The sequence below is a fragment of the Pandoraea sp. CB10b_02 genome, from assembly GCF_002216225.1.
In the GTDB taxonomy this organism is placed as follows: domain Bacteria; phylum Pseudomonadota; class Gammaproteobacteria; order Burkholderiales; family Burkholderiaceae; genus Pandoraea; species Pandoraea nosoerga.
The window spans coordinates 40,684-67,456 of record NZ_NJGW02000022.1 but is presented as its reverse complement, the minus strand read 5'-3'; the positions used below and the strand labels follow the sequence as shown (position 1 = coordinate 67,456).

Sequence of the window (26,773 nt, the reverse complement as noted above, 5' to 3'; positions counted from 1 at the left end):
TTTCGCCGTGACCACGACCTCCTTTCCTTCCCTCAAGCCGACGATCGGTTTCATCGGTGCGGGCCGCGTCGCGCGCGCCATGGCCGTTGCGGCATCGCGCGCCGGCTACCACGTCACGGCCGTCGCAAGCCGGCAACTCGACGCCGCGCAACGCATCGCGACAGCGCTGCGCGAGTGCGAAGCGATGCCAGTTGAACGAGCGCAGGACATGAACGCGGTCTTCGGCCGCGCCGACCTGGTATTCCTGACGGTCCCGGACGACGCCATCGCCGCCTGCGCCGCCGCACTGTCCCCCAACGCCGGTCAGGCACTGGTCCATTGCAGCGGTGCGTCCGAAGTCAGTCTGCTCGCGCCAGCTACACGACGGGGCGCGCGCATAGGTGGCTTCCACCCCCTCTTTCTCTTTGCCGGATCGGACAACGACGCCGAGCGCATGTCCGGCTGCTCGATCACGATCGAGGCGGACGCCCCGCTGAACGACACGCTGCAATCGCTCGCCCGTGACATCTGCTGCCGCGCCGTGTCGATTCCTGCCGGCGAGCGCATGCGCTACCACGCCGGGGCCAACTACGCGGCGAGCTTTCTGCTGTGCCTGCTCGATGAAGCGGCTGCGCTCTGGCGAGCCGCGGGCATGCCGGAGGCCGACGCGCAAGCCGCCGTGTGGCCGCTCGTCATGGGCACCCTCGACGCCGCCCGCGAACGCGGCCTGCCAGGCGCGCTCGCCGGTCCGGTGTCGAGGGGGGACGCCGGCATCGTAGCGCGACATACGGAGGCGCTGGCCGCCCTGGGCGGAAACCATGCGACGCTGTACTCCCTGCTGACGCTGCGTGCGATCCACCTGGCGCGCCAGCGTCCGAACGTCGACAGTACCGCGCTCGACGCGATCGCCCGAACCATCGCCCCCTATCTGCCTCCCACCGCATCTCCCGCCCCAGGCAGCGACGCATAACGCTGCGCAGTTCCACTAGGCCATTGCCATCCAGGCGGCCTCACAAGGCCAGTCCGCCCATCCGCCCCATTGCCGCCGTCGGACCGGCGGATCGGTTGCGTGGCGCTTCAGGTCCGTCACGCTCATCGCCCCTATCGTCCCTATCGTCCCTATCGCCCCTGCCACGCCTGTCATGCCTGTCATGCCTGCCTGTCTGCCATCGCACATGATTGCCCTCCCGTCCAAATGCTGTACAAAAACACAGTATAATGAGGCACATTGCAAGCGGACGCCCGTTTTCTGTGTCCGGACTGTTTCAAAGGAGACGAGCCATGGCTTCCTCATTCGCGCCGCCCCCGTCGCGCAAGGGCCGAGGCGCTACCGCGAATCTCGAATCGCGCTTCTCGGCCTGGCATCGCGAGAGCGACGAAACGCGCCACGAATCGGACATGGCCCAGGAATGTGAGGTCAAGTTCGTGACACAGGTGGCCGTGGAGAACGCGCGCACCATCATTTCGCGCAATACATCGCCAGATATCCCTTTCGATCGCTCGATCAACCCCTATCGCGGGTGCGAACACGGTTGCACCTATTGCTTCGCGCGTCCGACGCACGCCTATCTCGGGCTGTCCCCCGGACTCGATTTCGAAACACGGCTCTACGCGAAGCTCAACGCGGCCGAACGGCTCGACGCGGAATTGCGCAAACGCGGCTACCCGCTGCGGGCGCGTCATGTGATCAGCGCCATCGAGCAGGTTCGCGACGGCAAGCACAACAGTTCGGAGTTCGGCACCCGAATGAAGGGCACGGGTTTGCATGCGCAACTGATCCGCCAGCGTTTCCACCTCGCGGCGCGCAAGCTCGGACTCAACCAGGCGCGCCCGCCCCTGCGCAACGATCAGTTCAAAGTACCAGCCCCCGACCACCCGCAGTCCGCGCACCGCAGCCGCCACGCCCCGCGCGCAGACAGCCAGATGCCGAGGACGGAAAAATCCCGTACTGATGATGCGGCGGCCGACGCCAATCCGCAGATGCGCCTCTTCTAGTGCGTTGATCGGCGGCCTTGGCCGCCGGATCGGGCCGGGTCCTCGCGTATTCGCCCGCTCACACCCCGTGCGCGCCAAATGCGTCAAATGTGTCAAACGCATCAAACGCGACGAACGCGCCCAGCGCGCCAACGCGATCTGCCGCCACCGGCCTCACTCCTCGACGTGAATCGTGAGCGTCTCCTTGATCTCCTCCATCACGACGTAGCTCTTCGACTGCACGGCGCCCGGCAGCTGCAGGAGGATGTCGCCAAGCAGTTTCCGATACTCGGACATCTCGCGAATACGCGCTTTGATCAGGTAATCGAAGTCACCCGAGAACAGGTGGCACTCCATCACCTCGGGAATGCGCAGCACCTCGCGTCGGAACTGATCGAACATGTTGCCCGACTTGTGATCGAGCGTGATCTCGACAAACACAAGCAGCGCCGCGCCTAGCGCCGCGGGATTTACCCGGGCGAAATACCCCATGATCACGCCATCGCGCTCCATGCGCTTGACGCGCTCGATGCATGGCGTGATCGACAGACCGACCTGTTCCGAGAGGTCTTTCATCGACATCCGGCCGTCCTGCTGAAGCAGCGCGAGGATACGCCGGTCGAGCCGGTCGAGCGTGCGAATCGATTGCTGCTGAACTCTCATGATTTTTTCCTGAATTCAGGAGATATACATTAACTAAATCTACGAATCCGAGAATAGCATGCCAATTATTACTGGATAACTATGGTTTCACAGGAGTCAACGCAATGAAGGTCATCGTTCTCGGTAGCGGCGTCATTGGCGTCACCAGCGCCTACTATCTGGCGAAGGCCGGGCACGACGTCACGGTGCTCGATCGTCAGGCGGGTCCGGCGCTCGAGACCAGCTTCGGCAACGCCGGGCAGATTTCGCCGGGCTACGCCTCGCCGTGGGCGGCGCCGGGCATTCCGACGAAGGCCATCAAGTGGTTGTTCCAGAAGCACGCCCCGCTGGCCATTCGGCCGGACGGCACGCTCACGCAGCTCAAGTGGCTCTATCAGATGCTGCGCAACTGCACGCCCGAACGGTATGCCGTCAATAAGGAACGCATGGTGCGGATCGCCGAGTACAGCCGCGACTGCTTCCGCGCGCTGCGTACAGAAACCGGTATCCCCTACGAAGGCCGTCAGGCCGGCACGCTGCAGCTCTTCCGCACGCAAGAGCAACTGGCCAACGCGGCGCGCGACATCGCCGTTCTGGAGGAAGCCGGGGTGCCGTTCGAACTGCTCGACAGCGCATCGCTCGCCACCGCCGAACCGGCACTCGCGGCCGTCTCGCACAAGCTCACGGGCGGTCTGCGCCTGCCAAACGACGAGACCGGCGACTGCCAGTTGTTCACCACGCGTCTGGCCGCCATGGCTGAAGCGCTGGGGGTGAAATTCCGTTACGACATGCCGATCGACGGCCTGCAAGTGGCGGGCGACCGAATCGAGGGCGTGGTGTGCGCGGGCTCGATGCAACGCGCGGACGCCTATGTCGTCGCGCTCGGGTCCTATTCCACGCCGTTCCTGAAGGGCATCGTCGACATTCCGGTGTACCCGCTCAAGGGCTACTCGATCACCGTACCCATCGTGAACGCGGATCGCGCCCCTGTCTCGACCGTGCTCGACGAGACCTACAAGATCGCGGTCACGCGCTTTGACGATCGCATCCGCGTCGGCGGCATGGCCGAAGTGGTCGGCTACGACAAGTCGCTCAAGGCGGCGCGCCGCGCCACGCTCGAAATGGTCGTGAACGATCTGTATCCGGGTGCCGGCAACACGGCCGAAGCGACGTTCTGGACGGGGCTGCGCCCCATGACGCCGGACGGCACCCCGATCGTAGGCGCCACCGCATTGCGCAACCTGTTCCTGAATACCGGGCACGGCACGCTGGGCTGGACGATGTCGTGCGGCTCCGGCCAACTGCTGGCCGATCTGATGTCGGGCCGGCGACCGGCGATCCTGGCCGATGATCTTTCGGTGGCGCGCTACAGCGGCGCGCTCGACGCGCAGGCCCAACCGGCCTTCGCCTGATGTTGAAAACGGCACCTTCGGGTGCCGTTTTTGCTTGCGCCGTCCATTGCTTTGGACAGCGCGTTCGCGTGACTGGCGGTGGCATAAGAACAGGAGACGCATCATGAAGATCGGTGTACCCAAGGAGATCAAGAACCACGAATATCGCGTAGGCATGACGCCCGCAGCCATACGCGAAGTGGTGACACGCGGGCACGAGGTCTGGGTCGAGACGCAGGCCGGCGCCGGCATCGGCATGGATGATTCGGTCTATACCGCCGCCGGCGCCCGCATCGCCGCCAATGCCGCCGATGTCTTCGAGCGAGCCGAACTCATCGTGAAGGTCAAGGAGCCGCAGGCCGCCGAGCGCGCCCGATTACGCCCTCACCACACGCTATTCACGTACCTCCATCTCGCCCCTGACGCGCAGCAGACGCATGAGTTGATCAAGAGCGGCGCCACATGCATCGCTTATGAAACGGTGACGTCCGCCACTGGCGGCTTGCCGTTGCTCTCGGGAGTACCCGGCGTGGAGGCGGGCAAAGTCGTCATCCTCGGCGGGGGTGTCGTCGGCACCAACGCGGCGACCGTCGCCGTCGGCCTGGGCGCGCAGGTTACGGTCATCGACAAGTCGGTCGAAGCGCTGCGCCGCATCAGCGCGCAGTTCGGCGGCCGCGTGCAGACCGTCTACTCGACGCAGCACGCCATCGAAACGCATCTGCGTGACGCCGATCTGGTCATCGGCGGCGTACTGATTCCGGGCGCCGCGGCGCCCAAGCTCATCACGCGGGCCATGCTCGGACTAATGCGCAAGGGGGCGGTAATCGTCGACGTCGCGATCGACCAGGGCGGCTGCTGCGAGACGTCCCATCCGACGACGCACGCCGATCCCGTCTACATTGTCGAGGGCGTGGTGCACTATTGCGTCGCCAACATGCCCGGCGGTGTGCCACGCACGTCGACCTTCGCGCTCAACAACGTGACGCTGCCGTTCATTCTGCAACTGGCCGATCGCGGCCCGGTGGCGGCAATGCGCGCCGACCCGAACCTGTTGGCCGGTCTTAACGTCGCGCGCGGGATGGTGACCAATCATGGCGTGGCCGACGCCCTCGGACTCGCCTACCACGACCCGCATACCGTGCTGGCGCATCTGCCGGCAGCCGCCTGAGCGCGGCATTGTCCGGAGGCTGCCGGACGACTTCCCGTCCGGCGCCTGTGCTGACGGCAACATCGGCGCGACATCGGCCGCATCGATTGACAGCGCTTCACCGTGATCGGCCCAAGGTCGTGCTTTGGACATGGGGACACTCCCTTCGTTATACTTCCCCCATTCTCGACGGCGCCTGCCGCTCTCCCCGGTCATCGGGCTCGCGCTGCCGCGCAGCAGCCTGCCTGCCCCAAGCCGTCAATGTCCATGATCAAGTGATGAACGCCGACCCCCAAGAACTCGACAAATTCAGTGAATTGGCCCACCGCTGGTGGGATCCGCACAGCGAATTCAAGCCGCTGCACGAAATCAATCCACTCCGCCTCGACTGGATCGAGCAGCACGTGCCGTTGCAGGGCAAGCGTGTGCTCGATATCGGCTGCGGCGGCGGCATTCTCTCCGAATCCATGGCACGTCAGGGCGCTCGCGTCAAAGGGATCGACCTGTCGAAAAAGGCGCTCGGCGTTGCCGATCTGCACAGTCTCGAAGCCGGCCTTTCCATCGAATATGAAGAAATCTCGGCCGAAGCGCTCGCCGCGCGCGACGCCGGGACTTACGACGTGGTGACCTGCATGGAAATGCTCGAACACGTGCCCTCGCCCGCGTCGATCGTGGCGGCCTGCGCCACGCTCGTCAAACCGGGCGGCCATGTCTTCTTCTCGACGCTCAATCGCAATCCGAAAGCCTGGCTGCTGGCGGTCGTCGGCGCGGAGTACGTGCTGCGCATGCTGCCTCGCGGCACCCACGATTACGCCAAGTTCATCCGTCCGTCGGAACTTGCCTCGTTCGCCCGCGCCAGCGGTCTTACAGTCCGTGATCTGCGTGGCCTGACGTACAACCCGCTTACCAAGCGCTACGCGATCAATCGCGATACCGACGTCAACTACATGGTCGCGTGCACGCGCGATGCCTGATATGTTCGAGCCCCCTGCCGGAGTCCTTTCCGACGTTCGAAACGTGCCGCACCTGCTGGGCGGCCGGGTGCGCGCCGTGCTGTTCGATCTGGACGGCACGCTGGCCGACACGGCGCCCGACCTTGTCGCCGCCGTCAACAAGGTGCGCACCGATCGCGGCCTGCCGCCCGGTCCATACGAGACGCTTCGCCTGCAGGCGTCGCACGGCGCTCGCGGCCTGATCGGCAGCGCCTTTGGCGTGACGCCCGAAGACGCCGCGTTCCCCGAACTGCGAGACGCCTTCCTCGCCAACTACGAAGCCGCCCTGTGCGTGCAAAGCCGCCTGTTCGACGGCATTCCCGCCTTGCTTGCCGCGCTCGAGGCGCGGGGCATTCCGTGGGGTATCGTCACGAACAAGGCCGCGCGCCTGACCGCGCCGCTCGTCAAGCGGCTCGGCCTGGCAGACACCGCAGCCTGTGTAGTTTCGGGGGACACGACACCGCACAGCAAGCCGCACCCTGCGCCCCTGTTGTACGCAGCCGAGTGCATTGGCGTGGCGCCCGCCGACATCGTGTACGTAGGCGACGACCTGCGCGACGTCCAGGCCGGCAAAGCCGCCGGCATGGCGACCATCGCAGCAGCATACGGATATTGCGGCGATACGCTCGCGCCCACGCAGTGGCAGGCCGACGCGGTCGTCGAACGCGCGGGCGCGATCGCCCCGCTGGTGATGTCGCCGGCCTGACGCCGGTTTCCGTCATCTACCGGGAAGGGCCGCGGCGGTTGCCGCCGTTACGGCCGGTCCCGGGTCTGTCCCGCTGCGCATCTCAGGCGCGGCGTGCTTCACTGGCTGCTTACGGGAGACCGCATGGCCGAGCAAGCGAACGATCGCAATCCGAATTCGAATGTCGCCGCGGGCGGCCCCCGCCTGCAGCAGGGTCTGGCCCGCGCACAAGCGTTGGGCCGCGACCCCAACGTGCGCCGTCGTGCGCGCAAGACCGGCCTGTGGACCGTTGGCGTTATCGCCGTCTTCGGTGTGATCAGCTATTTCACGGTGCCGGCGGTGCTCAAGCACTACGCCGTCGACAAGCTCTCGGCCTACCTGGAACGGCCGGTGAGCGTGGGTGACGTCAGCTTCAATCCATACACGTTGCGTCTGGATCTGCATCAGGTGCATATCGGCGACAGGACGCCCGGGCAACCGTTCGTGGACGTCGGCCTGCTGCGAGTCAACGTGTCGTGGGGGTCGCTGTTCCGCCTGGCGCCCGTCGTCGACGAGCTCTATCTCGAGACGCCGGTCGTCAACATCGTGCGCACGGCGCCACAACGCTTCAATTTCTCGGACATCATCGACCGCGCGACTTCCGGGCCGCCATCGCCCGAGCCCTCGAAGCCCGCCCGTTTCGCGCTGAACAACGTCCACATCAAGGACGGCACCCTCCGTTTCGACGATGCCGTGCAGAACGAAAAACACGTCATCGATCACCTGCAGGTCGGCGTGCCGTTCATCGCCAACCTGCCGGCCGACACCGATATCTTCGTACAGCCGCTGCTCCAGGCCTCCATCGACGGCTCGCCGCTGCATATCTCGGGTCAGACGAAACCGTTTGCCGATTCGCTCGAGTCGACGCTCGACATCAAGCTCGACCGCCTCGACGTGCCGAAATACCTCGGCTACTCGCCGGTCACGGTGCCGGCACAGATCAAGAGTGGCGCGCTCAGCACCGACCTGAAACTGCGCTTCACGCGCGACAGGAACGGCGCGCACGTATTGCTCACCGGCACGGCGCGGCTGTCCGACGCGGTTGTGAACGAGGCCGGCGGCGCGCCGCTCGTCTCGCTCAAGCAACTCGACGTGAAGCTGGGCAAGGTGGAGCCGCTCAGCAACGTCTACCACATCGACAGCGTGCGAATCGACGGTCTGGACCAGCGCGTCGTGCTGGAGAAGGACGGCTCGGTCAACGTGACGCGGGCATTGCTGCCCGAGCGCCCCGCCATCCGGGCGGTGAGCAAGGCAGTCAACCAGGCCGCCGCCTCGCCCAAGGCGAGCGAAGCCGCGAAAGCCGCCCCGAAGGTGCCCGCCGAACAGACCGCACGCCCCGCCACGCCGGCGTCGGCTGCCGAGGCTGAGCAAACCAGGGCCCTCGCCGCCGCGCAGCCCGCACCGCTCGACCTGTTGGTGAGCGACGTCTCGCTCGTCAACAGCAAGGTCCACCTCACCGACGAGCGCGGCGCCAAACCGGCGAGTGTCTCGCTGGAAAACATCGCCATCGGGGTGAAGCAGTTCTCGACGCTCGGCAAGACGCCGGCAACGTATGACGCGTCGATCGGCATTCAGAGCGGCGGTTCGGTCAAGGCGCGCGGCCAGTTCAGCCTCCCCGCGTACAACGCGAGCGGCGAACTGGATGCGCAGTCCATCGCCCTCGCGCCGCTGCTCCCGTTTGCGCAAGGCGCGCTCGCCGGCGACCTCAAGAGCGGCACGCTCGGCGTGCAGGCGAAGTTCAGCGCGGCCTTCGCGCCCGACAAGCAGCCGAACGTCCAGATCGAGCCGGCGAGCGCAACGCTCGAGAAGATCGAGTGGCTCACGGGCCGCAAGGGTGACGCGCCGCTCAAGCTCGCCAAGGCCGAGGCGAAGCTCTCGCACTTCGATCTCGGGGCGCGCAAGGCGACGCTCGATGAACTCACCGTCACCGGGCTGGACGTGTCCGCACGGCGCGACAAGGACGGCACCATCAACCTGCTCGCGCTCGCCGGCAATGGCGAGCCCAGGGCGGGCGCGCCCAGGCGCGGCGACATCAACGCTCGTGTCGGCACCGAGCGCGGTCGACGCACGTCGGCACGGGCGACGACCGCACCGAAGGCGCAAGCCGCCAGCGACTGGCAGTGGAAGGTCGGCAAGGTGGCGATCGAGAATGCCAGCGTCGGCTTCGAAGATCGCGCGGTCAAAGGCCGGCCGATCAATGCGAAGTTCGCGCCGCTCAATGTGAAGGTGCAAGGCGCGTCGCAGGACATGGGCAAACCGTTGCAGCTCGAAGTGACCGGCACCCTCAACAGGAAGGGCACGCTCAACGCCACGGGCACCGTCACCCCGCAGCCGCTCTCGGGCGATTTGCAGCTCAAGACGCAACAACTCGACCTGGCCGCCTTCGATTCGTACATGAGCGACGAGTTGAACGCGAGCATCGCCAGCGCCCTGCTCTCGAGCAGCGGTCGCACGACCTTCGCGATGAAGGGCGATACACCGCAGGTCACGTACCGCGGCGACGCCACGCTGGGCAACGTGCGCCTGCTCGACAAGGTGACGGCAGACGACTTCGTGCGCTGGAACGCGCTGTCGGTGCAGCAGATCAATATGGCGATCGGCAGTGGCAAGCCGAACGTGCAACTGGGCAGCATCGCGCTCTCGCGCTTCTACGCGCGGATCATCGTGAACGCGAACGGGCGCCTGAACCTGGCGGACGTGGTCGGCAACAAGCAGGAGGCGCCCCGCTCGCTCACGCGCGCCAGCGAGGGCGTGCCGCTCGACGGGGCGCCGGCTAAACCCCCGCTGGATGCGGCCGCCTCGGCGGTGGAAGCGGGCCAGCCCACGGAGCTCGAGAAGAAGCAGCAAAAGCCGGGTGAGACGACCGTGCAGCGCGGCCCCGGCTACGGCACGGGCAAGGCGTTGCCGGCGGACGTGCACATCGGCCGGATCACGCTGCAAGGCGGCAACATCAACTTCACGGACAACTTCGTCAAGCCGAACTACTCGGCCAATCTGACAGGCATCGGGGGGCGCATCGGCGCCTTCGGCACCGCCACGACCGAACCGGCGGACGTGGCGCTGCAAGGCAAGGTCAACCGCAACGCACCGATCGACATCAACGGCAAGATCAACCCGCTCGCGCCGATGGCGTTCGTCGACCTGAGCGCGAAGGCCGACGGCATCGAACTGACCAACCTTACCCCTTATTCGACGAAATACACGGGTTACCCCATCGAAAAGGGCAAGCTCACGGTCGACGTGCACTATCTGCTCGATCAGGCGAAGCTCACGGCGAACAACCACATCTTCATCGATCAGCTGACGTTCGGCGATCACGTGGACAGCCCGACGGCGACCAACCTGCCCGTGCGGCTGGCGGTGTCGCTGCTGAAAAACTCGCGCGGCGAAATCGACGTGAGCATTCCGATTTCCGGCTCGCTCGACGACCCGCAGTTCAGTCTGGGCGGCGTGATCTTCCGTGCGGTGGTGAATCTCGTGGTCAAGGCGGTGACCGCGCCGTTCAGCCTGCTGGCCTCGGCCTTCGGCGGCGGCGAGGAGGAACTGGGCTACGTGGAATTCGCCCCCGGCAGCGCACGCCTGACGGCGGACGACGAGAAGCGTCTCGAGACGCTCGTCAAGGCGCTGAACGACCGTCCGTCGCTCAAGCTCGACATCGTGGGTCGCGTGGACCCGGCCAAGGACACCGACGGGCTGCGCCAGGTGGCAGTCGAGCGCGCGATCAAGGCGCAGAAAGTGAAAGCGATGGTCGGCAAGGGCGAGAGCATCGACGTCGACAGCGTGAAGGTGACGCCCGAGGAGCGCAGCAAGTACCTGACGGCCGCCTACAAGGCGGCGGACTTTGCGAAACCGCGCAACATGATCGGGTTCACCAAGTCGCTGCCGGACGACGAGATGGAAAAGCTCATGGAGACGAACATCAAGGTGAGCGACGACGATCTGCGAGCGCTGGCCGAGCGCCGGGCGCAGCAGGTGCGCTCGTGGCTGGACGGCAAGATCGCGGCCGACCGGCTCTTCGTGCTGGCGCCGAAGCTCAACGCCGACGGCATCAAGGACAAGGGGGCGACGACGCGGGTGGACTTCGCACTCAAATGAGCCATTTATGTCATAATTAGCAATTCCACGGGGCCGACATGGTTTCGACGTGGGTGGCGAAGCGATTCAGGGCATACCGAGGACCCGTCACCTCGTTAATCAATGGGAAATTAAGTAACTGCTAACGACTCTCGTTACCAGCTGGCTGCCTAAGGGCGCCTCCCTCGCACTAGCTCTCTGACGGGCTAGGGTAGCAATACCAGGCGAGGTCATATACGTCAGATAATCTCCGGTGGTGCCATGACGCCGGGGCCGAAAACCAAGTGGATCGCCGTTGCGTAGCGTGTTCGTCCGCGACAAAACGGTTAAATCAAATGACTGAACTAAGTATGTAGAACTGGTCGTAGAGTACTTGCGGACGCGGGTTCGATCCCCGCCGGCTCCACCATTTACCCAAGGCCAACCGTTCTCGGTTGGCCTTTTTTCTTGCGCGTTCCCCGCGTGTTGGCGCGTGTTCACGGCGTGATCTTGCGGACGCAGCCTTTGAGCTCGGACCGCCTTCGCCCCTCACGGCCTCTCTGTTCTCTGTTTTTCGCTCAGTGTCCGTGGAGGACTCCGGGGACCTGTACGTGCTCCATCAAGGACTTAGCGGCGCCGGTTGCAGTCGGCAACTGCCCGGCGGCGGTGACCGAGAGAGATCGTCAGGCCGCAAAAAGGCCGCCCGAAGGCGGCGGCGATGTGATGACAGGGCCCGTCAGGGCATCGAGGCCAGCACCCGGATCTGCTCGGCCCAGCCATAGGGCCACGGGCGACCCAGCAGTCGCTCGACGGGGAGCTCGGGGGTGGCGGCGAGGCGCTCCACCAACTCGGGGGCCAGCAGGGTCAGCCGCATAAGGCGATGGACCTGCGAGACGTCCATCCCCTCGGCTATGGCGATCTCGGCCGCCGAGGCAACCCGTCCCTCGGTGAGCAGCCGCTGCCAGTGGTGCGCCAGCCCAAGCGCTCGCAGGAGTGCGGTGTCTGGGATCTCGGTGCGCACGGGAGCGGCCCAGGTCGAGTGCGCCTCGACGGCCGTCCGGACCCCAGGGGGTGGGATCACCGCGCGCCGGGTGCCACGTTGGACGAGCCGCCAGGGCAGAAAGGTTTCCAGCTTCACGCCGCCGGCCGGCGCCGGGAGTTTCTGGGTGATTAGCGCCCCCTCGAAGCGTCCGCGGTGCTTGGTGCTCACGCGGCCTCCTCGAAGCGTCGCACGATCTCGCGCTGCGCCGCCCAGTCCACCGGCAGCGGATTGCGCTGGAACCAGATCAGGCTCATCCGGCGCGGCTGTCGCCCGGCCATCAGCAGCTCAACGATGTCGGGCGCGAGCAGCGTCAGGCGCAGCAGTTCGTTGACCACCGAGTGGTGCAGCCCTTCGGCACGCGCAATGGCCGAGCCGCTCGGCATGGCGCCGCTGTCTAACAACCGCTGCCAGTGGAAGGCCCTTGCCATCCCTTCGATGAGCGTGCTGTCGTGCGTGTCCCGGTCCTCGGCCTTGTGCTGAACCAGCCGGCGCACGCCGCGCCGCCGCAGGGTCAGCGGCACAAAGGTTTCGCGAACTCCGTCTATCATGCTTCGACCTCCAGCAACTCGGCGCCGATGCTCCTGGGCGCGAACTCGCCAATCAAAGCGTCCCAGCCCAGTTCGCGCCACTTCACCTTGATCCCCTGCATCTCGTCGGTGTGGACGAGGTCGATGCGCTCGATCATGAGGTTGGCAATGCGGTGCCGCTCGACCGGGAAGAGCTGATCCCACACGTCGTTCAGCCGCCCCATCGCCATCACGACGGCGGCTTCGTCCATGGGCGCGCCCTGGCGCTGGACCTGGCGCACGACGGCGGTGACGGATTCGGGGCTGGTGAGCACGGTCCGGATCTGGGCCACGACCGCCGCTTCGATCTCGCCGGCGGGCAGGCGCTCGTAGCTCTTGCCGGGTGCGCCGAACCGGCTCTCAGACTTGGAGACGTAGTACTGGTACTTGCGGCCGTTCTTGCGCGAGTACGTTGGGTACATGCGTTCGCCCGTCGGCGCGTACAGCAGCCCCCGCAGCAGCGCGTCGTTGCGCGAGCGGATCTTGGTGTCCACCGACCGCGCGTGGCTGTCGCGGGCCAGCACCGCATGCACCTGATCCCACAGCTGGCGTTCGATGATCGGTTCGTGCTGCGCCGGGTACCACTGGCCGCGATTTGACAGTTCTCCGAGATAGATGCGGTTGCGCAGCACCTTGTGGATGTACTTCTTGTCGATGCGCGTGCCGGTACGCACGCGGCCGTCCTGGGTCGTCCATGCCTTGGTCGTGACGCCCTCGGCAGTCAACCGGGCGGCGATCTGCGTGGGTGATCCGATGGTCAGCATCTCTTCGAACATCCGCCGCACCACCGCCGCCTCGGCTGGGTTGACCACCAGTTGGCGGTTGACCACGTCGTAGCCGATGGTGGGCACGCCGCCCATCCACATTCCCTTCTTCTTGGCGGCGGCGATCTTGTCGCGGATACGCTCGCCGGTGACCTCGCGCTCGAACTGGGCGAAGGACAGCAGGATATTCAGCGTCAGCCGCCCCATCGAGGTGGTGGTGTTGAACTGCTGCGTGACCGACACGAAGGACACGCCCTGGCGCTCGAACACCTCGACCATCTTGGAGAAGTCGGCCAGGCTGCGCGTGAGGCGGTCGATCTTGTAGACCACCACGATGTCGACCAACCCGCGCTCGATGTCGGCCAGCAGACGCTTGAGGGCCGGCCGCTCGGTGTTGCCGCCGGAGTAGCCGGGGTCGTCGTAGTCGTCGACGACCGGAATCCACCCCTCGGCGCGTTGGCTGGCGATGAAGGCATGGCCCGCCTCCTTTTGCGCGTCGATGGAGTTGAACTCCTGGTCGAGTCGTTCATCCGACGACACCCGGCAGTAGACCGCGCAGCGTTTGCGCGGCTTCGAGGATGCGATCTCCGCCATCAGACACCTCCCTTCAGGCCGAAGAACAGCGGGCCGCTCCAATGCTGGCCGGTGATGTGCCGCGCCACGGCGGTCAGGCTCTTGAAGCGGCGGCCTTCGTATTCGAAGTGACCGTCGGCGTCGACCGTCACCCGATGCTCGCGCTCGCCCCATTCGCGCAGCAGCACAGTGCCTGGCGCGAAGTCGAACTTGCGCGGGCGCGCGCGCAGTTTGATCTTGGAGTGCTTGACGCCGATGGCCTCAAGGCGCTGGCGCGTTTCGGGTGCGAGTCCGCCGAAGGCTTCTTCCTGCAGCTTGTAGGCGATGCGGGACTCGACGTGCGTGCGATTCGGATGTTCGGGCCGGCGCTCGAAGTACCGGTCCCACAGGACCCACAGCTCGGCCATCGGGAGATGACCCAGGTCGGCGATCCGCGCCCCAATGGACGCTGACTTCTCGTTCATGACAACTTCTCCGTTGGATAGGGGGTTGCATGAACGCGCTGGTCGGGCAAGAAGCCAAGGTCAACCGGACTCTCTGTTGGAGGCTCGGCGGTGGTGCCGCGGACGATGGCTGCCGCAAGGATGCAAGTGATCTCAGCAGCACGGGCGGCGGGCTGCATCTCCGCGGGAGATGGAAGTTCGAGGTTCTTCATGACGGATCTAGGGAGTCGAAACCGTCAGTGATGGTCCGCGAGGCCGTCTGAAACGGATGGCAACGCATAGCAACGCGTCTCTATCTTGCGAATCTTGTTTCGCAAGAATACAATGCAGTTCTTTCCTCAGAGGACTGCCATGCTCGACCGTCTTTCCCCTCGCTTGGTGGGCTATCGCGTGAAAGCTGCACGCGAGGGCAAGGGCTGGACGCAAGAACAGTTGACTGCCGCGATGGGCATCAACGATCGGCAGACGCTGTCGGACATCGAGAAGGGCAAGCGGCTGGTGAAGCCAGATGAGTTGGTCCTGCTGTCCGACGTGCTCGACCGCGACGTCGAGTTCTTTCTGGACCCGTTCGCTGTCACCGGCGAGGCCCAGTTCAACTGGCGCGCAGCTCCCGAGATCGACGAGGCGAGCCTGGACGCGTTCGAGCTAAAGGCGGGCCAGTGGATCGGCCTCCTGCGATGGCTGAGGGCGTCAGAGAACCAGCAAGGCCCGCTCAAGCACAGCCTGCGGCTCACCGCGCAGTCCTCGTTCGAGGATGCCCAGGCGCGGGCCGAAAGCCTCGTACAGGCGCTGGAGTTGGGTGATGTGCCCGCCGAGCGCCTGATCGAGCGCGTGGAGCGCGGTCTCGACATTCCGGTGCTGTTCGTGGATACCGTCCAAACCGAGGAAGGCGAGTCGATTTCAGGCGCGACCTGCCACTTGCAGGATCTGGGCGTCATCCTTATCAACCGTCACGAGCCCGAATCGCGGCGCTTCTACGACCTCGCGCATGAGCTGTTCCATGCGCTGACTTGGGACGCGATGCAGCCCGACCACCGGGAATCGAACTCGGTTGAGGACCGCTCCCGGGGCAAGCGCATCGAGCAACTGGCCAACAACTTCGCGGCTGCGCTGCTCATGCCGACGGCATCGCTGGACCGTCTGATTGACCGGCGCCGCATCGACGACGCAGCCCACCTAGCGGAGATTGCAGCCCAACTGCGCGTGGCGCCGGCAGCGCTGGCTTGGCGGCTGTTCAACCTGCGATGGATCACGGAGCCGACGCGCCAGGCGCTCCTGTCTGAGCGGCAGCGGCTCTCGCGATCTGCAACTCCGAAGCGTTTCTCGCCTGTGTTCGTTGCGATGCTGCATCGGGCGATCGACCATGGGAGGCTGTCGGCGCGTAAGGCAGCTAAGGCGATGGGCATGAGCCTCACGCAGCTGGTCGACCTGTTTGCTGAGCACTCCTTGGCTGCACCCTATGAGCTTTGAGGTGCGCCCGGAATGCAGCAGGTCGTCGCTCCTCACGCCCGGGTCCGCGTTTTCGTCGACACCAATGTCATCCTCGAAGCCTTCCGCGTTGGGTGCTGGTCATCACTGCCAACTACCTTTTCGATTGAAACCGTCGAGAAGTGCGTCGAGGAGGCCCTGACAGGGGACCCGACTGATCCGCGCCACGTAGCTGTCGATCGAGACGTTCTGGTCGCAGGTTTGTCGGCGCGCCACCCGGTCGACAAACGCACCATCGCCCGGTTCGGGCTTGCCTATCCGGCCAGCGCTGGACTCGACGCCGGGGAGCTTCACTTGCTGGCCTGGCTCCATGACCAAGGATTGATGGGGACAGTCAAGCTGCTGCTATCGACGGCGGACAAGGCGGCGATCGTCGTCGCCGGTCGTCTCGACTGGCTCGATCTGGTGACGTCTCTGGAGCAATTGGCCCAGCAAGCCGGCGTCGGCCGAGTTCAGATCGACCAAATGGCTCGCCACTACCGCCAGCGGTGGCTCGATGAGATCAAGGTGAAGGTCCGTCTCGGGATCATCCCCTGACAGGAAGGTTGAACAACAAGAACGAACAATGACCCAGGCGAAAAAGAACACTGCCTCGTTCCATCGGTTTGTTGAAACCGCATCCCTTGGTGCCATTCGGACGCTTTGCGACAGCGTCAGCGACCTGGCAGGTCAGCCGTGGGTTACGTCCGCGCTCGCGCAACTGACGCCTGAGGCCGATGCCCAGACGTGTGCCCAGGCTCGACGGGCGCTGTCCGACGGCTGCCGACATCTGACCACGGAATCCCTGTCGAGGCTTGAAGGCGATGCGCGACGGGTGATCGCATTGGCCGAAGGCAAAGGTCCCGCGGCAATCAAAGTTGTCGAGCGCGACATCTACAAATTCGATGATCCGGAAGGCGGACTACGCGCCGGCTTTGATGCACAGACCGACGACCTTGGGAGATCGGTGTTCCTGCTGATTCGGATGCCCCAGCTGTTCGAGGAGGCCGAGCGATTCCACTTCGCCGAGCACTATCGGAATTTCGGTCGCCTCTATGAAGCCTTCGAGGTCGACTGCGACCAACTGGCGCAATTCGAGTGGAACGAAGCCGCCAAGGCCGCGTTCGAGACCAAGATCAAGGAGCAGCTGCAGATCTCCGGTCCTTGCCTCATTCAGCACTTCGAGGTCTCCCAGTCTGATGACGGTGCAGGTTCGCCTTCACTACACATGTTCTTGATCCGGCATGCCGGAATGACCAGCAGCGTCCAGGACACCTTGCCCGATCTCTCTCTACAGCCCATCCACTACAAGCCTCCGGTCGAAGCAACACTGCTATTCGAACCTGCCCAGAAGCGGATCGAGGTGTTCGCCGAGCAGGCAGCCGAGCGTCCGCTGATCGCCGCTGCGTTCGCGGAAGTCGCGACTGGATCAGATCTGTCAGGTAGGCCGATGTCGCTTCGCCAGTACAACCTGGAGCGCTTCTATCGGTCGCTTCATCTGTCGCAAACAGAGGTGGAACATCTTGGTGTGTTGGACGTTCGAGTGGTCGAGGCCGAAGCGCGGCCGCAGAACCTCAAGCGCCGTGTGGTGGTAAAGGTCGACAAGGACGACGACATCGATACCGCAGCGCGCGCCATGCTCGGCGACAACAACATCTTCAGCCGGGCAACGCTGATCAGCCGGGTCGTGATCAACCTGCGGTTCGAACGTAACGGTAAGGAGGTGAACCTGCCGATCACGCTGAGCGCGCCTAATCGTTGCAACCTAGCAAGCCGTCAGGACCCGCGCGACCGCGAGTTGGGCTATGCGGTTCTTGAGGCCTACGGCATCGTCAGATCGGTCGCGCCACTCGATGCCGCGAGCGAGGCCGGGCAGTTCAGCGCGATGCTGCGGTTGTATGAGTCGGATTGTGCGGAAGTGTCCCGCGCTGAACTGCACAACTGGGGCGCGGACGTTTCCGTGCTGCGGTCGGCGGGCTTCCTGGTTCCGAAGGCGCGGGCATCATTTGTGACCCGAGTTCGCGACGATGGGACGGTACTCCAGGCGCCGGTGCGTTCGATTGAAGGGCGGCTGGTCTTTGACGACCCGCAGACCGGACTCCTGGTTGCGGTTGATCCCAGCGAGCTGGAGCGATTCGAGGTCAAGCGGGACTGGCTCACCGAGCGTGTCATCAAGGGGTTGCGCGGTGCGATGCGCATGGGGCGCACGCCGCGGTTAACCGGTCCTGTCGTGAAGCTCGGTACGCTGGTCGACGGAAACGACGATGTTCCGGTGCACCTGGCTCGCTGCCTTGACCGAATGGATGTCATTGCCTCTGTAGACAGCAGTCTGCGCGGCGACGGTCAGTCGGGCTGGGGTGTGGTTCTGACAGCCACGGGGGTTTGTCCTGAGTTCCTCGGGGCGAACGTCATCGTGCAGCTGGCTGACGTCCTGACAGCGGACGAAGCTGGAATCACCGTCGACCAGACACGACTGATGCAGACCCTGCGCGATGGTCGCCATCGAGCCTTCGCAGCGGCCGTTCCTGATCTGCGCATCACCTGCGATATCGCGGGCAAGGAAACGGCCACGCTCATCATCCCTGGCAAGCTGCCGTTCTCTCTCGTCGGGGGCAAACAAGTTCTGGTGGTCGAGCGCTTGATGCAAGCGCATCGCGCAGGTAATCCGGTTGTGACCGGTGGCGCGCTGTTCGAAGGCATGAGCAGCAAGTCTCCTGCCCAGCTCTTTACTGGCGATACCTGGAAGCAGTACATCGGGCATCCACCCGACAAGTCCCGGGGTTGGATGCTGCTGCTCTGATCGCTACATCTGGAGGAGTCAACGCCGTGCGGGCTGCCCTTGGGCAGCCCGTTCTGCTTCTGGCGTCCACCTACATTCGACCTACAAAACATCAGCGGACGACCTACAGACCGATTCGAAGAATGAGACGTGCCCTTTCACTACACAGGAGCACATCTCGTGAATACCCGAGTCCCTTCTGTTCAGACGCGCAGCCAATCTGCACGCTGGACGCAATCTGCAGGCGAAGTCCGCCTCGCCCTCAACGAGCATGAGCTGGCGGCCCGCTGGGGCCTGTCGGTTAAGACCCTACGCCGCTGGCGTCAAGAGCAGCTCGGCCCAGTCTTCTGCAAGCTGGGCGCCCGCGTCACCTACCTGATCTTCGAAGTCGAAGCTTTCGAACGGCGCGTCTCGCGCTACTCGACCTTTGCTCGGGCGTACCAGTGAGGGAGACGGCCATGAGTGACCTGACCGTATTCCCCGCCGACATTGCCGCGATGTCGGTCGGCCAATTGGCCGCGCTTCCGCCTGACCAGAAGGCCGAGATCTCCCGCAACCTCGACGAAGCCCTTGATTGGCTCAAGAAGGCGCGCGCCAAGTTCGACGTGGCGCTGGATGCGGCCTATGGCGAACAGGTCCGCGCCGCGCGCTTCGAGGCCGGCAAGGACTTCGGCGTCATCCATCTCCAGGACGGCCCGCTGCGCGTCACGGTCGACACCCCGAAGCGCGTGTCCTGGGACCAGGCGCAGCTCGCTGCCACCGCTCGGCGCATCGCCGAGGCCGGCGAGAAGGTCGAGGACTACCTGGACGTCGAGTTCAGCGTCTCCGAGTCGCGCTTCAACAACTGGCCCGCGGCTCTGCGCTCGCAGTTCGAGGCCGCGCGCACGGTCAAGCCTGGCAAACCCACGTTTCGGCTGACCTTGACCTCGGAGGACTGATCCATGAACAACGAACTGATTCCGTTCGATTTCGAGGGCCGGCCGGTCCGTGTTGTCACCGACGCACAAGGCGAGCCGTGGTTCGTCGCGGCGGATGTCGCCCAGTCGCTCGACTACCGCATGGCCAGCGACATGACCCGCTCGCTCGATGACGACGAGAAGGGTACGCAGATTGTGCGTACCCCCTCGGGCGATCAGGAGATGCTGGTCATCAACGAATCCGGCCTGTACTCGGCCATCCTCAAGAGCCGCAAGCCCGAGGCCAAGCGTTTCAAGCGCTGGGTGACCCACGAAGTGCTGCCGGCCATCCGCAAGACGGGTCGCTACGCGCTGTCTGGAACACCGGCACTGCCTGCCCCGACCCAAGACCGTGTGTGCTCGATTCTGCTGATCGGCGAGGCCGTCGCCAAGGTTCCCGGGGTGAAGCCCGGCATCGCGATGGCGGCCACGCTCACCTGCATCCACGAGAACACGGGCTTGGCGGTCGAGACCCTGCGGCGCGCTCTGCCGGCCGCGAACGAGGCGATCTGCTCGCTCAACGCCACTCAGCTCGGCAAGCTGCTCGGCCTGTCTGCCAAGGCCACCAACCAGCGTCTGGCCCAGCACGGCCTGCAGTTCCGCAACGAACGCGACGAGTGGGAGCTGACCGAGTCCGGCGAGGCTTGGGCCGAAGCGATGCCGTACTCGCGCAACGGGCACAGCGGCTACCAGATTCTCTGGAACCCCGCCGTCGCCGAGCAGCTGAAGGAGGTGGCGTGATGGCACTTCCCATCATCACCGCCGACCAACGGCTGCGCGAGAAGCAGGGCGTGAAACTCGTGCTGCTGGGCAAGAGCGGCATCGGCAAGACCACCCAGCTCAAGACACTGCCCGAGGCCTCGACTCTGTTCGTCGATCTGGAGGCCGGCGACTTGGCCGTCAAGGACTGGCGCGGCGACTGTGTGCGTCCGACCACCTGGCCGGAGTTCCGCGATCTCGTGGTGTTCCTCGCCGGTCCGAATCCGGCGCTGCCGCCCGAGGCACCGTTCTCGGAGGCGCATTACCGCCACGTCTGCGAACGCTACGGCGACCCGGCGCAACTGGCCAAGTACGACACCTACTTCGTCGACAGCATCACCGTGCTGGCGCGGCTGGCGCTGATCTGGGCGAAGGCGCAGCCGCAGGCTGTGTCCGAGCGCACTGGCAAGCCGGACACGCGCGGCGCCTACGGACTGCTCGGTACCGAGATGCTGACCGCGCTCACCCACTTGCAGCACGCCCGCGGCAAGCACGTCGTGTTCGTCGCGATTCTCGACGAGCGCATCGACGACTTCAACCGCAAGGTGTTCGTGCCCCAGATCGAGGGCGCCAAGACCGCTGCCGAACTGCCCGGCATCGTCGACGAGGTGGTGACGCTCGCCGAGATCAAGGCCGAGGACGGCAGCGCCTACCGCGCCTTCGTCACCCACACCCTGAACCCCTACGGCTACCCGGCCAAGGACCGCTCCGGTCAGCTCGATGTGCTGGAGCCGCCCGACCTGCACGCGCTGATCGAGAAGTGCGCCGCCGCCACCCACATCCCGAACACCACCAAGGAATAAGCCATGACCGCTTGGAACGACTTCAACGACGCCGAACAGCAGCAGACCTTCGACCTGATCCCCAAGGGCACGGTCGCCCGAGTCCGGATGACTATCAAGCCCGGCGGATACGACGACCCGGTGCAGGGCTGGACCGGTGGATACGCCACGCAGAGTTTCGAGACCGGCTCGGTCTACCTGGCCTGCGAGTTCGTCGTGCTGGAGGGCGAGTACGCCCGCCGCAAGATGTGGAGCAATGTCGGCCTGCACAGCCCAAAGGGACCGGCGTGGGGGAACATGGGGCGGAGCTTCGTCCGTGCCGCGCTGAACTCTGCGCGCAACATCCGACCTCAGGACAGTTCGCCGCAGGCCGCCGCTGCCCGCCGCATCCAGGGCTTCCACGAGCTCGATGGCCTGGAGTTCGTTGCGCGCATTGACATCGAGAAGGACGGGCGCGGCGAACTGCGCAACGTCGTGAAGATGGCGGTCGAGCCCGACCAGGCGGACTACGCCCAAGCGTTGGGCGCGGCGCCTGTACCCGCTGCGGTGACGCGTTCTGCATCTGCACCGGCGGCTCCCATGCAGGCAGTCCGCCCTGCCGTCCCTGGCAAGCCCGCCTGGGCGCAGTGAGGGGGCGGATGAAATGCTGGGTCTGCAAACGACAGGCCCGGGGCTTCGGCCACACCGACAACCGGCACGGTGTCGGCGATCCCCGGCGCTACCCCATCGACTGGGTGTTCTGCTCGCGTCGCTGCCAGGAGGCGTTTCACGCGCTTTACGGCAACTGGCTGCGCGTGAAGGAAGGGGCGCGAAACGAGACGGAGGTCACCATGATCGATCCGTCTGACGTCGAGCTTGCCGCCATGCGCAAGTGCCTCAAGGCTTTCGGCGAAGCGGCAGGCGAGATCGGCTTTGCCAAGCCACTCGGTGAGTACGCGGAGGCAGAGGCGTTGCAGGTTATCGACGCCATCGTCACCTGCTACACGCAGGCGATGGTCGAGCACCATGAGGCGACCAAGTACCCCCCAGTGCGCGGAATGACGCCAACGCCCGACCCCATGAGGGCGGATGCGAGCCCATTCGCCGACATGGCCGACGACCTGCCTTGGGAACATCCCGGGCAGCAGACCAAGGGGAAGAAGCCATGATGGACTTCAACTCCTCGGCCAGTCTCTCTGGCCTTCTGACCGCGTTGATCGATACCGGGATGCAGCGCGCCCGGGCAGCGCAGCCGCGACGCACCTATCTGGGCGCATCGCGCCTCGGGGCCGAGTGCGAGCGTGCATTGCAGTACGAGTACGCCGCGGCTCCGGTCGATGCCGGCCGCGACACTGACGGGCGCATCCTGCGCATCTTCGAGCGCGGTCACGTCATGGAGGACTGCGCGGTGACGTGGCTGCGTGCGGCGGGCTTCGATCTGCGCACACGCAAGGCCAACGGCGACCAGTTCGGCTTCACCGCCTTGGACGGCCGCCTGCAGGGGCACGTCGATGGCGTGATCGTGGCCGGTCCCGACTTGGGTCATGGCTTCGGGTATCCCGCGCTGTGGGAGAACAAGTGCCTGGGCTCGAAGTCATGGCGCGAGTTGGAGAAGTACCGGCTCGCTGTCGCCAAGCCCGTGTATGCGGCCCAGGTGGCGCTGTACCAGGCCTACCTTGATCTGCACGAACACCCGGCGCTGTTCACCGCAGTCAACGCAGACACGATGGAGATTTACGCCGAGCTGGTGCCCTTCGATGCGGCGCTCGCGCAGCGCATGTCGGACCGCGCGGTCAAGGTGATCACCGCGACTGAGGCCGGTGATCTGCTGCCGCGCTCGTTCTCCGAATCTACCCACTTTGAATGCCGGATGTGCCCGTGGCAGGACCGGTGCTGGAGGAGTCAGGCATGAGCACCAAGCCCGATGCCGTCATGGCCGTCGAACCGATGATCGACGCCAAGCAAGCGGCCGCGTCGCTGCGGCTTCCGTACTACTGGTTCGCCGACCCGGCGATGCGCAGCAAGTACCGCATTCCGCACTACCTCCTGGGCGGGCTCGTTCGGTACCGGCTGTCAGAACTGTCTGCATGGGCGGCTCACAGCACCGCTGCGCAGGGGCGTGATGCTTTGCGGCCAAGCAAAGCGGAGGGGGGCGAATGATCGACTTCAACGACGTTGCTCCCGCCCCGGAGCGCAGCCTCGATGCCGAGCGCGATCAGATCCGCGCTGCCTTGTTGGCCCGGCTCGAATCGGTGCTGTTCACCCTGTTTCCTGCCGGCAAGAAGCGGCGAGGCAAGTTCCTTATCGGTGACGTGATGGGCAGCCCCGGCGACAGCCTTGAAGTGGTGCTCGAAGGCGAAAAGGCCGGCTTGTGGACCGACCGTGCTACGGGCGACGGCGGTGACATGTTCGACGTGATCGCCCGCCATATCGGCACGGACGTCCACGCCGACTTCCCGCGCGTGCTCGGTGTTGCCGCTGACCTGATCGGTCGCGCTCGGCCGGTCGCGCCGCGTCGGGCGAAGAAGGAGGCTCCGGTCGATGACCTTGGTCCGGCCACCGCCAAGTGGGACTACCTCGATGCCGCTGGCCGACTGATCGCGGTCGTCTACCGCTACGACCCGCCCGGCCAGAGGAAGGAATTCCGTCCCTGGGACGCGCGCCGCCGCAAGATGGCCCCGCCCGAGCCGCGCCCCCTCTACAACCAGCCGGGTCTGACGACGGCGGCGCAGGTCGTGCTCGTCGAAGGCGAGAAGTGCGCGCAGGCGCTGATCGACGCCGGCGTCACCGCCACCACCGCCATGCACGGTGCCAACGCGCCCGTGGACAAGACCGACTGGTCGCCGCTGGCCGGCAAGGCCGTGCTCGTCTGGCCCGACCGCGACAAGCCTGGCTGGGAGTACGCGGTGCAGGCGGCCCAAGCCATCCTGACGGCCGGGGCCAAGGCCTGCCACATCCTCTACCCGCCCGAGGACGCTGCCGAGGGCTGGGACGCCGCCGACGCTGTCGCCGAGGGCTTCGATGTGGCGACCTTTCTGGCGCACGGGCCGCGCGTGCAGATGCACGACATCGCCGACCCCGGCGAGCCGGTGGTCGGCACCGACGAATCGGTCTGGGGCACCGAGGACGCGCTTGCGCTCGCGTTCACCCGCCGCTACCACCGCGACTGGCGCTATGTGGCCGCCTGGGGTCGGTGGCTGGTGTGGGACGGCCAGCGCTGGCGCACCGAGGACACGCTGGCGGCAACGGACCTGATCCGTGGCGTCTGCCGTCACGCCGCAGTGCAGGCCGACAACCCCAAGGTGGCGGCCAAATTGGCCAGCGCAGGAACGGTCGGCGGTGTGGAGCGTCTGGCGCGTGCTGATCGCAGGCACGCGGCCACCACCGATGAATGGGATGCAGATCCGTGGCTGCTCAACACGCCGGGCGGTGTGGTCGACCTCAGGACCGGCCGCCAGCGCCCGCACGACCGCGCCGACCGGATGACGAAGATCACCACTGCCACGCCGGGCGGTGACTGTCCGACTTGGCGGCAGTTCCTGGCTGAAGTGACCGGCGGCGACGCCACGCTGCAGGCCTACATGCAGCGCATGGCGGGTTACGCGCTCACCGGGTCGACGCAGGAGCACGCGCTGTTCTTCCTGTACGGCACGGGTGCGAACGGCAAGTCGGTGTTCGTCAACACCCTGGCCACGATCCTGGGCGACTACGCGGCCAACGCGCCCATGGACACCTTTATGGAGACGCGCACCGACCGGCACCCGACCGATATGGCCGGCCTGCGCGGTGCGCGCTTCGTCGCAGCGATCGAGACCGAGCAGGGTCGTCGCTGGGCCGAATCCAAGGTCAAGAGTCTGACAGGGGGCGACAAGATCTCCGCGCGCTTCATGCGGCAGGACTTCTTCGAGTTTTTCCCGCAGTTCAAGCTCTTCGTCGCTGGCAACCACAAGCCCGCCATCCGCAACATCGACGAAGCGATGAAGCGGCGGTTGCACCTGATCCCCTTCACGATCACCGTGCCGCCCGAACGCCGCGACAAGCTGCTGCAGCACAAGCTTCTGGCGGAGCGCGACGGCATCCTGGCCTGGGCGGTGCAAGGCTGCCTGGACTGGCAGCGCTTGGGCCGGCTCGATCCGCCTCAGCAGGTGGTCGAAGCGACCGAGGAGTACTTCGAAGCCGAGGATGCGCTCGGCCGTTGGCTCGACGAACGCTGCGTGCGCGACCCCAACGCCAAGTCGCTGACGGCCGAGCTCTTCGCCGACTGGAAGCAGTGGGCCGAGTCCGCGGGCGAGTTCGCCGGCTCGCAAAAGCGCTTCGCCGACCTGCTGCTCACGCGCGGCGTTGAAAAGTGGCGCAACACCGTGGGCTTGCGCGGCTTTCGGGGCGTGGGCCTCAAGAACCCGCCCGTGCCCACCTTTACCCCCTACGCCGACCACTGACCGCCATGCCCACCTACCCGACTGACGGATTTGACGCACCACGTCGTAAGTTTTCCCGCGCGGGCGCGCGTGCACGCGCCTCAAGCGGGTTTCGATGCGGCCTGTCCGATGTGTCAGTCCCCAAACAAGGACTGCATCCATGAACCCGACTCTTTTGGCCCTCGACCTGGGCACCCGAACCGGCTGGGCGCTGCGCAGCAGTGACGGCCACATCACAAGTGGTAGCGAGAGCTTCCGCCCGCAACGATTCGAAGGCGGCGGGATGCGCTTCTTGCGCTTCAAGCGCTGGCTCACCGAGATCAAGTCTCAGGCGGACGGCATCGGCGCGCTGTACTTCGAGGAGGTTCGGCGCCATGCCTCGACAGACGCGGCGCATGCCTACGGTGGATTTCTTGCAACGCTGACCGCGTGGTGTGAGCACCACCAGATTCCGTACCAGGGCGTGCCTGTCGGCACCATCAAGAAGCACGCCACCGGCCGGGGTAACGCTGGCAAGGACCAGGTCATCATCGCTGTCCGTAGCCGAGGACATGCGCCGGTCGACGACAACGAAGCCGACGCACTGGCGCTGTTGCATTGGGCGATTCAGGACCACGGCGTGGGGCAGGAGGTGTGAGATGAAGATCCCGACTCCGCCCTACCGCTGTCCACTTGGCAGGCTCCAACCCGAGGCGACCGACCTCGAGTTGCTCAAGCAACGCGGTTGGCGCGATCAGCACATTCTGGTCATCAACGAAACCGACGAGCGGTTGGACTTCGTCGAGCGCGAGTTCGTGCGCCGCATCGGCGAACGTCTCTACGGCGCAGGAGGGCCGCGCCGTGGCTGAGTGGACCATCGAGGACGTGGCAGTTCGCTTCGAAGAGGCTGCCACCACCGGAAGACGCCTACCCCCGGTGCGGGTGCAGGGCTACTTCAACACCTGGCCGGTACTCGTGCGACAGGAGTGGGAGGCGTTCGCCGCCGATGAGAAGGTCTACCGGCCTTTCCCACCCAGCCCTGAGGCTGTCAATCGCATGCTGGAGACGATGCGCTGGGTGCAGTGGCTCGAGGTCGAGCAGCGGCACCTGGTGTGGATGCGGGCCAAGCGCTACGGCTGGCGAGACATCACGATCCGATTCGCGTGCGATAGGACGACGGCATGGCGGCGCTGGCAGAAGGCTCTTCAGACCGTCACCGACCGTCTCAACGGCGAGGATGCGTAGCCGCCCTCCAAGAACGTGAGCAACGTCGGGTAGTGGCTGCCGGGTTTGTCCTTCGGTTGCGGCGCTTGTCCCTTTTCGAGCGAGATTACGCCGCAACAAAACAGGCTGTCGCCGCTAAT

General features: G+C 65.4%; 26 protein-coding genes, 1 other RNA gene and 1 pseudogene. 23 read left to right on the top strand and 5 right to left on the bottom strand.

The window, feature by feature from the left end; translation table 11 throughout:
* Positions 1-7: 7 nt before the first annotated feature.
* Both CDN36_RS19000 and CDN36_RS22605 read left to right on the top strand, forming a co-directional pair.
* The gene (locus CDN36_RS19000) at positions 8-949 is read left to right on the top strand and encodes a Rossmann-like and DUF2520 domain-containing protein (RefSeq protein WP_287497618.1); all 942 of its coding nucleotides are present in this window, start codon (positions 8-10) and stop codon (positions 947-949) included.
* Between the two features lie 311 nt (positions 950-1,260).
* Positions 1,261-1,644: pseudogene (locus CDN36_RS22605) on the top strand (PA0069 family radical SAM protein); the annotation flags it as partial.
* A gap of 483 nt (positions 1,645-2,127) precedes the next feature.
* On the opposite strand, the gene CDN36_RS18990 reads toward CDN36_RS22605, so the two are convergent.
* The gene (locus tag CDN36_RS18990; protein ID WP_287497616.1) at positions 2,128-2,616 is read right to left on the bottom strand and encodes an Lrp/AsnC ligand binding domain-containing protein; all 489 of its coding nucleotides are present in this window, start codon (positions 2,614-2,616) and stop codon (positions 2,128-2,130) included.
* Between the two features lie 104 nt (positions 2,617-2,720).
* Here CDN36_RS18990 and CDN36_RS18985 point away from each other — a divergent pair, with 104 nt between their 5' ends.
* From CDN36_RS18985 to ssrA, 6 genes are all read left to right on the top strand, one after another.
* Entirely contained in the window at positions 2,721-4,007 is a 1,287-nt protein-coding gene (locus CDN36_RS18985; protein ID WP_287497615.1) for a D-amino acid dehydrogenase, read from the top strand.
* A 103-nt stretch (positions 4,008-4,110) separates the two neighbouring features.
* Entirely contained in the window at positions 4,111-5,154 is a 1,044-nt protein-coding gene (locus CDN36_RS18980) for an alanine dehydrogenase (protein ID WP_287497614.1), read from the top strand.
* 257 nt (positions 5,155-5,411) lie between these two features.
* The gene (gene ubiG / locus CDN36_RS18975; RefSeq protein ID WP_150554927.1) at positions 5,412-6,107 is read left to right on the top strand and encodes a bifunctional 2-polyprenyl-6-hydroxyphenol methylase/3-demethylubiquinol 3-O-methyltransferase UbiG; all 696 of its coding nucleotides are present in this window, start codon (positions 5,412-5,414) and stop codon (positions 6,105-6,107) included.
* Position 6,108: 1 nt separating this feature from the next.
* Entirely contained in the window at positions 6,109-6,831 is a 723-nt protein-coding gene (gene gph / locus CDN36_RS18970; protein WP_287497613.1) for a phosphoglycolate phosphatase, read from the top strand.
* A 123-nt stretch (positions 6,832-6,954) separates the two neighbouring features.
* Positions 6,955-10,944 carry a DUF748 domain-containing protein gene (locus CDN36_RS18965; protein WP_287497612.1) on the top strand — a complete coding sequence of 1,330 codons (3,990 nt, stop codon included), beginning with the start codon at positions 6,955-6,957 and terminating at the stop codon, positions 10,942-10,944.
* A 29-nt stretch (positions 10,945-10,973) separates the two neighbouring features.
* Positions 10,974-11,332: a transfer-messenger RNA gene (gene ssrA / locus CDN36_RS18960) on the top strand.
* A 306-nt stretch (positions 11,333-11,638) separates the two neighbouring features.
* Here the strand turns inward: ssrA and CDN36_RS18955 are convergent.
* From CDN36_RS18955 to CDN36_RS18940, 4 genes are read right to left on the bottom strand one after another with little or no spacing between them, the layout of a single operon-like run.
* On the bottom strand, positions 11,639-12,112 hold the full coding sequence (locus tag CDN36_RS18955; protein ID WP_174781351.1) for a hypothetical protein: 474 nt from the start codon (positions 12,110-12,112) through the stop codon (positions 11,639-11,641).
* On the bottom strand, positions 12,109-12,492 hold the full coding sequence (locus CDN36_RS18950) for a site-specific recombinase resolvase (protein WP_287497611.1): 384 nt from the start codon (positions 12,490-12,492) through the stop codon (positions 12,109-12,111). Before CDN36_RS18950 ends, CDN36_RS18955 begins: the two co-directional genes overlap by 4 nt.
* Positions 12,489-13,868 carry a recombinase family protein gene (locus CDN36_RS18945; protein WP_287497610.1) on the bottom strand — a complete coding sequence of 460 codons (1,380 nt, stop codon included), beginning with the start codon at positions 13,866-13,868 and terminating at the stop codon, positions 12,489-12,491. Before CDN36_RS18945 ends, CDN36_RS18950 begins: the two co-directional genes overlap by 4 nt.
* Positions 13,868-14,311, bottom strand: a complete 444-nt coding sequence (locus CDN36_RS18940) for a DUF2924 domain-containing protein (protein ID WP_287497609.1) — start codon at positions 14,309-14,311, stop codon at positions 13,868-13,870. Before CDN36_RS18940 ends, CDN36_RS18945 begins: the two co-directional genes overlap by 1 nt.
* Before the next feature lie 330 nt (positions 14,312-14,641).
* Between CDN36_RS18940 and CDN36_RS18930 the strand changes: the two genes are divergently transcribed.
* The 15 genes from CDN36_RS18930 (at position 14,642) to CDN36_RS18860 (ending at position 26,654) form a co-directional block, all read left to right on the top strand.
* Complete coding sequence (locus tag CDN36_RS18930) at positions 14,642-15,760, top strand: helix-turn-helix domain-containing protein (protein WP_287497607.1); 1,119 nt, start codon at positions 14,642-14,644, stop codon at positions 15,758-15,760.
* Positions 15,761-15,772: 12 nt separating this feature from the next.
* Complete coding sequence (locus tag CDN36_RS18925) at positions 15,773-16,315, top strand: hypothetical protein (protein ID WP_287497606.1); 543 nt, start codon at positions 15,773-15,775, stop codon at positions 16,313-16,315.
* Positions 16,316-16,343: 28 nt separating this feature from the next.
* Entirely contained in the window at positions 16,344-18,557 is a 2,214-nt protein-coding gene (locus CDN36_RS18920; protein ID WP_287497605.1) for a hypothetical protein, read from the top strand.
* Positions 18,558-18,716: 159 nt separating this feature from the next.
* Entirely contained in the window at positions 18,717-18,983 is a 267-nt protein-coding gene (locus CDN36_RS18915) for a DNA-binding protein (RefSeq protein WP_287497604.1), read from the top strand.
* Positions 18,984-18,994: 11 nt separating this feature from the next.
* Entirely contained in the window at positions 18,995-19,474 is a 480-nt protein-coding gene (locus CDN36_RS18910; protein ID WP_287497603.1) for a hypothetical protein, read from the top strand.
* A 3-nt stretch (positions 19,475-19,477) separates the two neighbouring features.
* A complete protein-coding gene (locus CDN36_RS18905; RefSeq protein WP_287497602.1) occupies positions 19,478-20,233 on the top strand; it encodes a BRO-N domain-containing protein in 756 nt (251 codons plus the stop codon).
* The gene (locus CDN36_RS18900; RefSeq protein ID WP_287497601.1) at positions 20,233-21,054 is read left to right on the top strand and encodes an ATP-binding protein; all 822 of its coding nucleotides are present in this window, start codon (positions 20,233-20,235) and stop codon (positions 21,052-21,054) included. The genes CDN36_RS18905 and CDN36_RS18900 overlap by 1 nt, the downstream gene beginning before the upstream one ends.
* A 3-nt stretch (positions 21,055-21,057) precedes the next feature.
* Positions 21,058-21,663, top strand: coding sequence for a hypothetical protein (locus CDN36_RS18895; protein ID WP_287497600.1), 606 nt, complete (start codon positions 21,058-21,060; stop codon positions 21,661-21,663).
* Between the two features lie 8 nt (positions 21,664-21,671).
* Positions 21,672-22,181, top strand: coding sequence for a DUF6511 domain-containing protein (locus tag CDN36_RS18890; protein WP_287497599.1), 510 nt, complete (start codon positions 21,672-21,674; stop codon positions 22,179-22,181).
* Positions 22,178-22,924 (top strand): hypothetical protein, encoded by a 747-nt coding sequence (locus CDN36_RS18885; RefSeq protein ID WP_287497598.1) that lies wholly within the window; start codon positions 22,178-22,180, stop codon positions 22,922-22,924. The genes CDN36_RS18890 and CDN36_RS18885 overlap by 4 nt, the downstream gene beginning before the upstream one ends.
* Complete coding sequence (locus CDN36_RS18880; protein ID WP_287497597.1) at positions 22,921-23,172, top strand: hypothetical protein; 252 nt, start codon at positions 22,921-22,923, stop codon at positions 23,170-23,172. The genes CDN36_RS18885 and CDN36_RS18880 overlap by 4 nt, the downstream gene beginning before the upstream one ends.
* On the top strand, positions 23,169-25,451 hold the full coding sequence (locus CDN36_RS18875) for a phage/plasmid primase, P4 family (RefSeq protein WP_287497596.1): 2,283 nt from the start codon (positions 23,169-23,171) through the stop codon (positions 25,449-25,451). The genes CDN36_RS18880 and CDN36_RS18875 overlap by 4 nt, the downstream gene beginning before the upstream one ends.
* 139 nt (positions 25,452-25,590) lie before the next feature.
* A complete protein-coding gene (locus CDN36_RS18870; protein ID WP_287497595.1) occupies positions 25,591-26,067 on the top strand; it encodes a crossover junction endodeoxyribonuclease RuvC in 477 nt (158 codons plus the stop codon).
* Between the two features lies 1 nt (position 26,068).
* A complete protein-coding gene (locus tag CDN36_RS18865) occupies positions 26,069-26,278 on the top strand; it encodes a hypothetical protein (RefSeq protein WP_287497594.1) in 210 nt (69 codons plus the stop codon).
* The gene (locus CDN36_RS18860) at positions 26,271-26,654 is read left to right on the top strand and encodes a DUF6362 family protein (protein WP_287497593.1); all 384 of its coding nucleotides are present in this window, start codon (positions 26,271-26,273) and stop codon (positions 26,652-26,654) included. The genes CDN36_RS18865 and CDN36_RS18860 overlap by 8 nt, the downstream gene beginning before the upstream one ends.
* The last annotated feature ends 119 nt before the right edge of the window (positions 26,655-26,773 follow it).

Coding starts and splice junctions, on each gene's coding strand:
- CDN36_RS18990 (WP_287497616.1), bottom strand. CDS start 2,616: ATGAGAGTTCAGCAGCAATCGATTCGCACGCTCGACCGGCTCGACCGG.
- CDN36_RS18985 (WP_287497615.1), top strand. CDS start 2,721: ATGAAGGTCATCGTTCTCGGTAGCGGCGTCATTGGCGTCACCAGCGCC.
- CDN36_RS18980 (WP_287497614.1), top strand. CDS start 4,111: ATGAAGATCGGTGTACCCAAGGAGATCAAGAACCACGAATATCGCGTA.
- ubiG (WP_150554927.1), top strand. CDS start 5,412: ATGAACGCCGACCCCCAAGAACTCGACAAATTCAGTGAATTGGCCCAC.
- gph (WP_287497613.1), top strand. CDS start 6,109: ATGTTCGAGCCCCCTGCCGGAGTCCTTTCCGACGTTCGAAACGTGCCG.
- CDN36_RS18965 (WP_287497612.1), top strand. CDS start 6,955: ATGGCCGAGCAAGCGAACGATCGCAATCCGAATTCGAATGTCGCCGCG.
- CDN36_RS18950 (WP_287497611.1), bottom strand. CDS start 12,492: ATGATAGACGGAGTTCGCGAAACCTTTGTGCCGCTGACCCTGCGGCGG.
- CDN36_RS18945 (WP_287497610.1), bottom strand. CDS start 13,868: ATGGCGGAGATCGCATCCTCGAAGCCGCGCAAACGCTGCGCGGTCTAC.
- CDN36_RS18940 (WP_287497609.1), bottom strand. CDS start 14,311: ATGAACGAGAAGTCAGCGTCCATTGGGGCGCGGATCGCCGACCTGGGT.
- CDN36_RS18930 (WP_287497607.1), top strand. CDS start 14,642: ATGCTCGACCGTCTTTCCCCTCGCTTGGTGGGCTATCGCGTGAAAGCT.
- CDN36_RS18925 (WP_287497606.1), top strand. CDS start 15,773: ATGCAGCAGGTCGTCGCTCCTCACGCCCGGGTCCGCGTTTTCGTCGAC.
- CDN36_RS18920 (WP_287497605.1), top strand. CDS start 16,344: ATGACCCAGGCGAAAAAGAACACTGCCTCGTTCCATCGGTTTGTTGAA.
- CDN36_RS18910 (WP_287497603.1), top strand. CDS start 18,995: ATGAGTGACCTGACCGTATTCCCCGCCGACATTGCCGCGATGTCGGTC.
- CDN36_RS18905 (WP_287497602.1), top strand. CDS start 19,478: ATGAACAACGAACTGATTCCGTTCGATTTCGAGGGCCGGCCGGTCCGT.
- CDN36_RS18900 (WP_287497601.1), top strand. CDS start 20,233: ATGGCACTTCCCATCATCACCGCCGACCAACGGCTGCGCGAGAAGCAG.
- CDN36_RS18895 (WP_287497600.1), top strand. CDS start 21,058: ATGACCGCTTGGAACGACTTCAACGACGCCGAACAGCAGCAGACCTTC.
- CDN36_RS18890 (WP_287497599.1), top strand. CDS start 21,672: ATGAAATGCTGGGTCTGCAAACGACAGGCCCGGGGCTTCGGCCACACC.
- CDN36_RS18885 (WP_287497598.1), top strand. CDS start 22,178: ATGATGGACTTCAACTCCTCGGCCAGTCTCTCTGGCCTTCTGACCGCG.
- CDN36_RS18880 (WP_287497597.1), top strand. CDS start 22,921: ATGAGCACCAAGCCCGATGCCGTCATGGCCGTCGAACCGATGATCGAC.
- CDN36_RS18875 (WP_287497596.1), top strand. CDS start 23,169: ATGATCGACTTCAACGACGTTGCTCCCGCCCCGGAGCGCAGCCTCGAT.
- CDN36_RS18870 (WP_287497595.1), top strand. CDS start 25,591: ATGAACCCGACTCTTTTGGCCCTCGACCTGGGCACCCGAACCGGCTGG.
- CDN36_RS18865 (WP_287497594.1), top strand. CDS start 26,069: ATGAAGATCCCGACTCCGCCCTACCGCTGTCCACTTGGCAGGCTCCAA.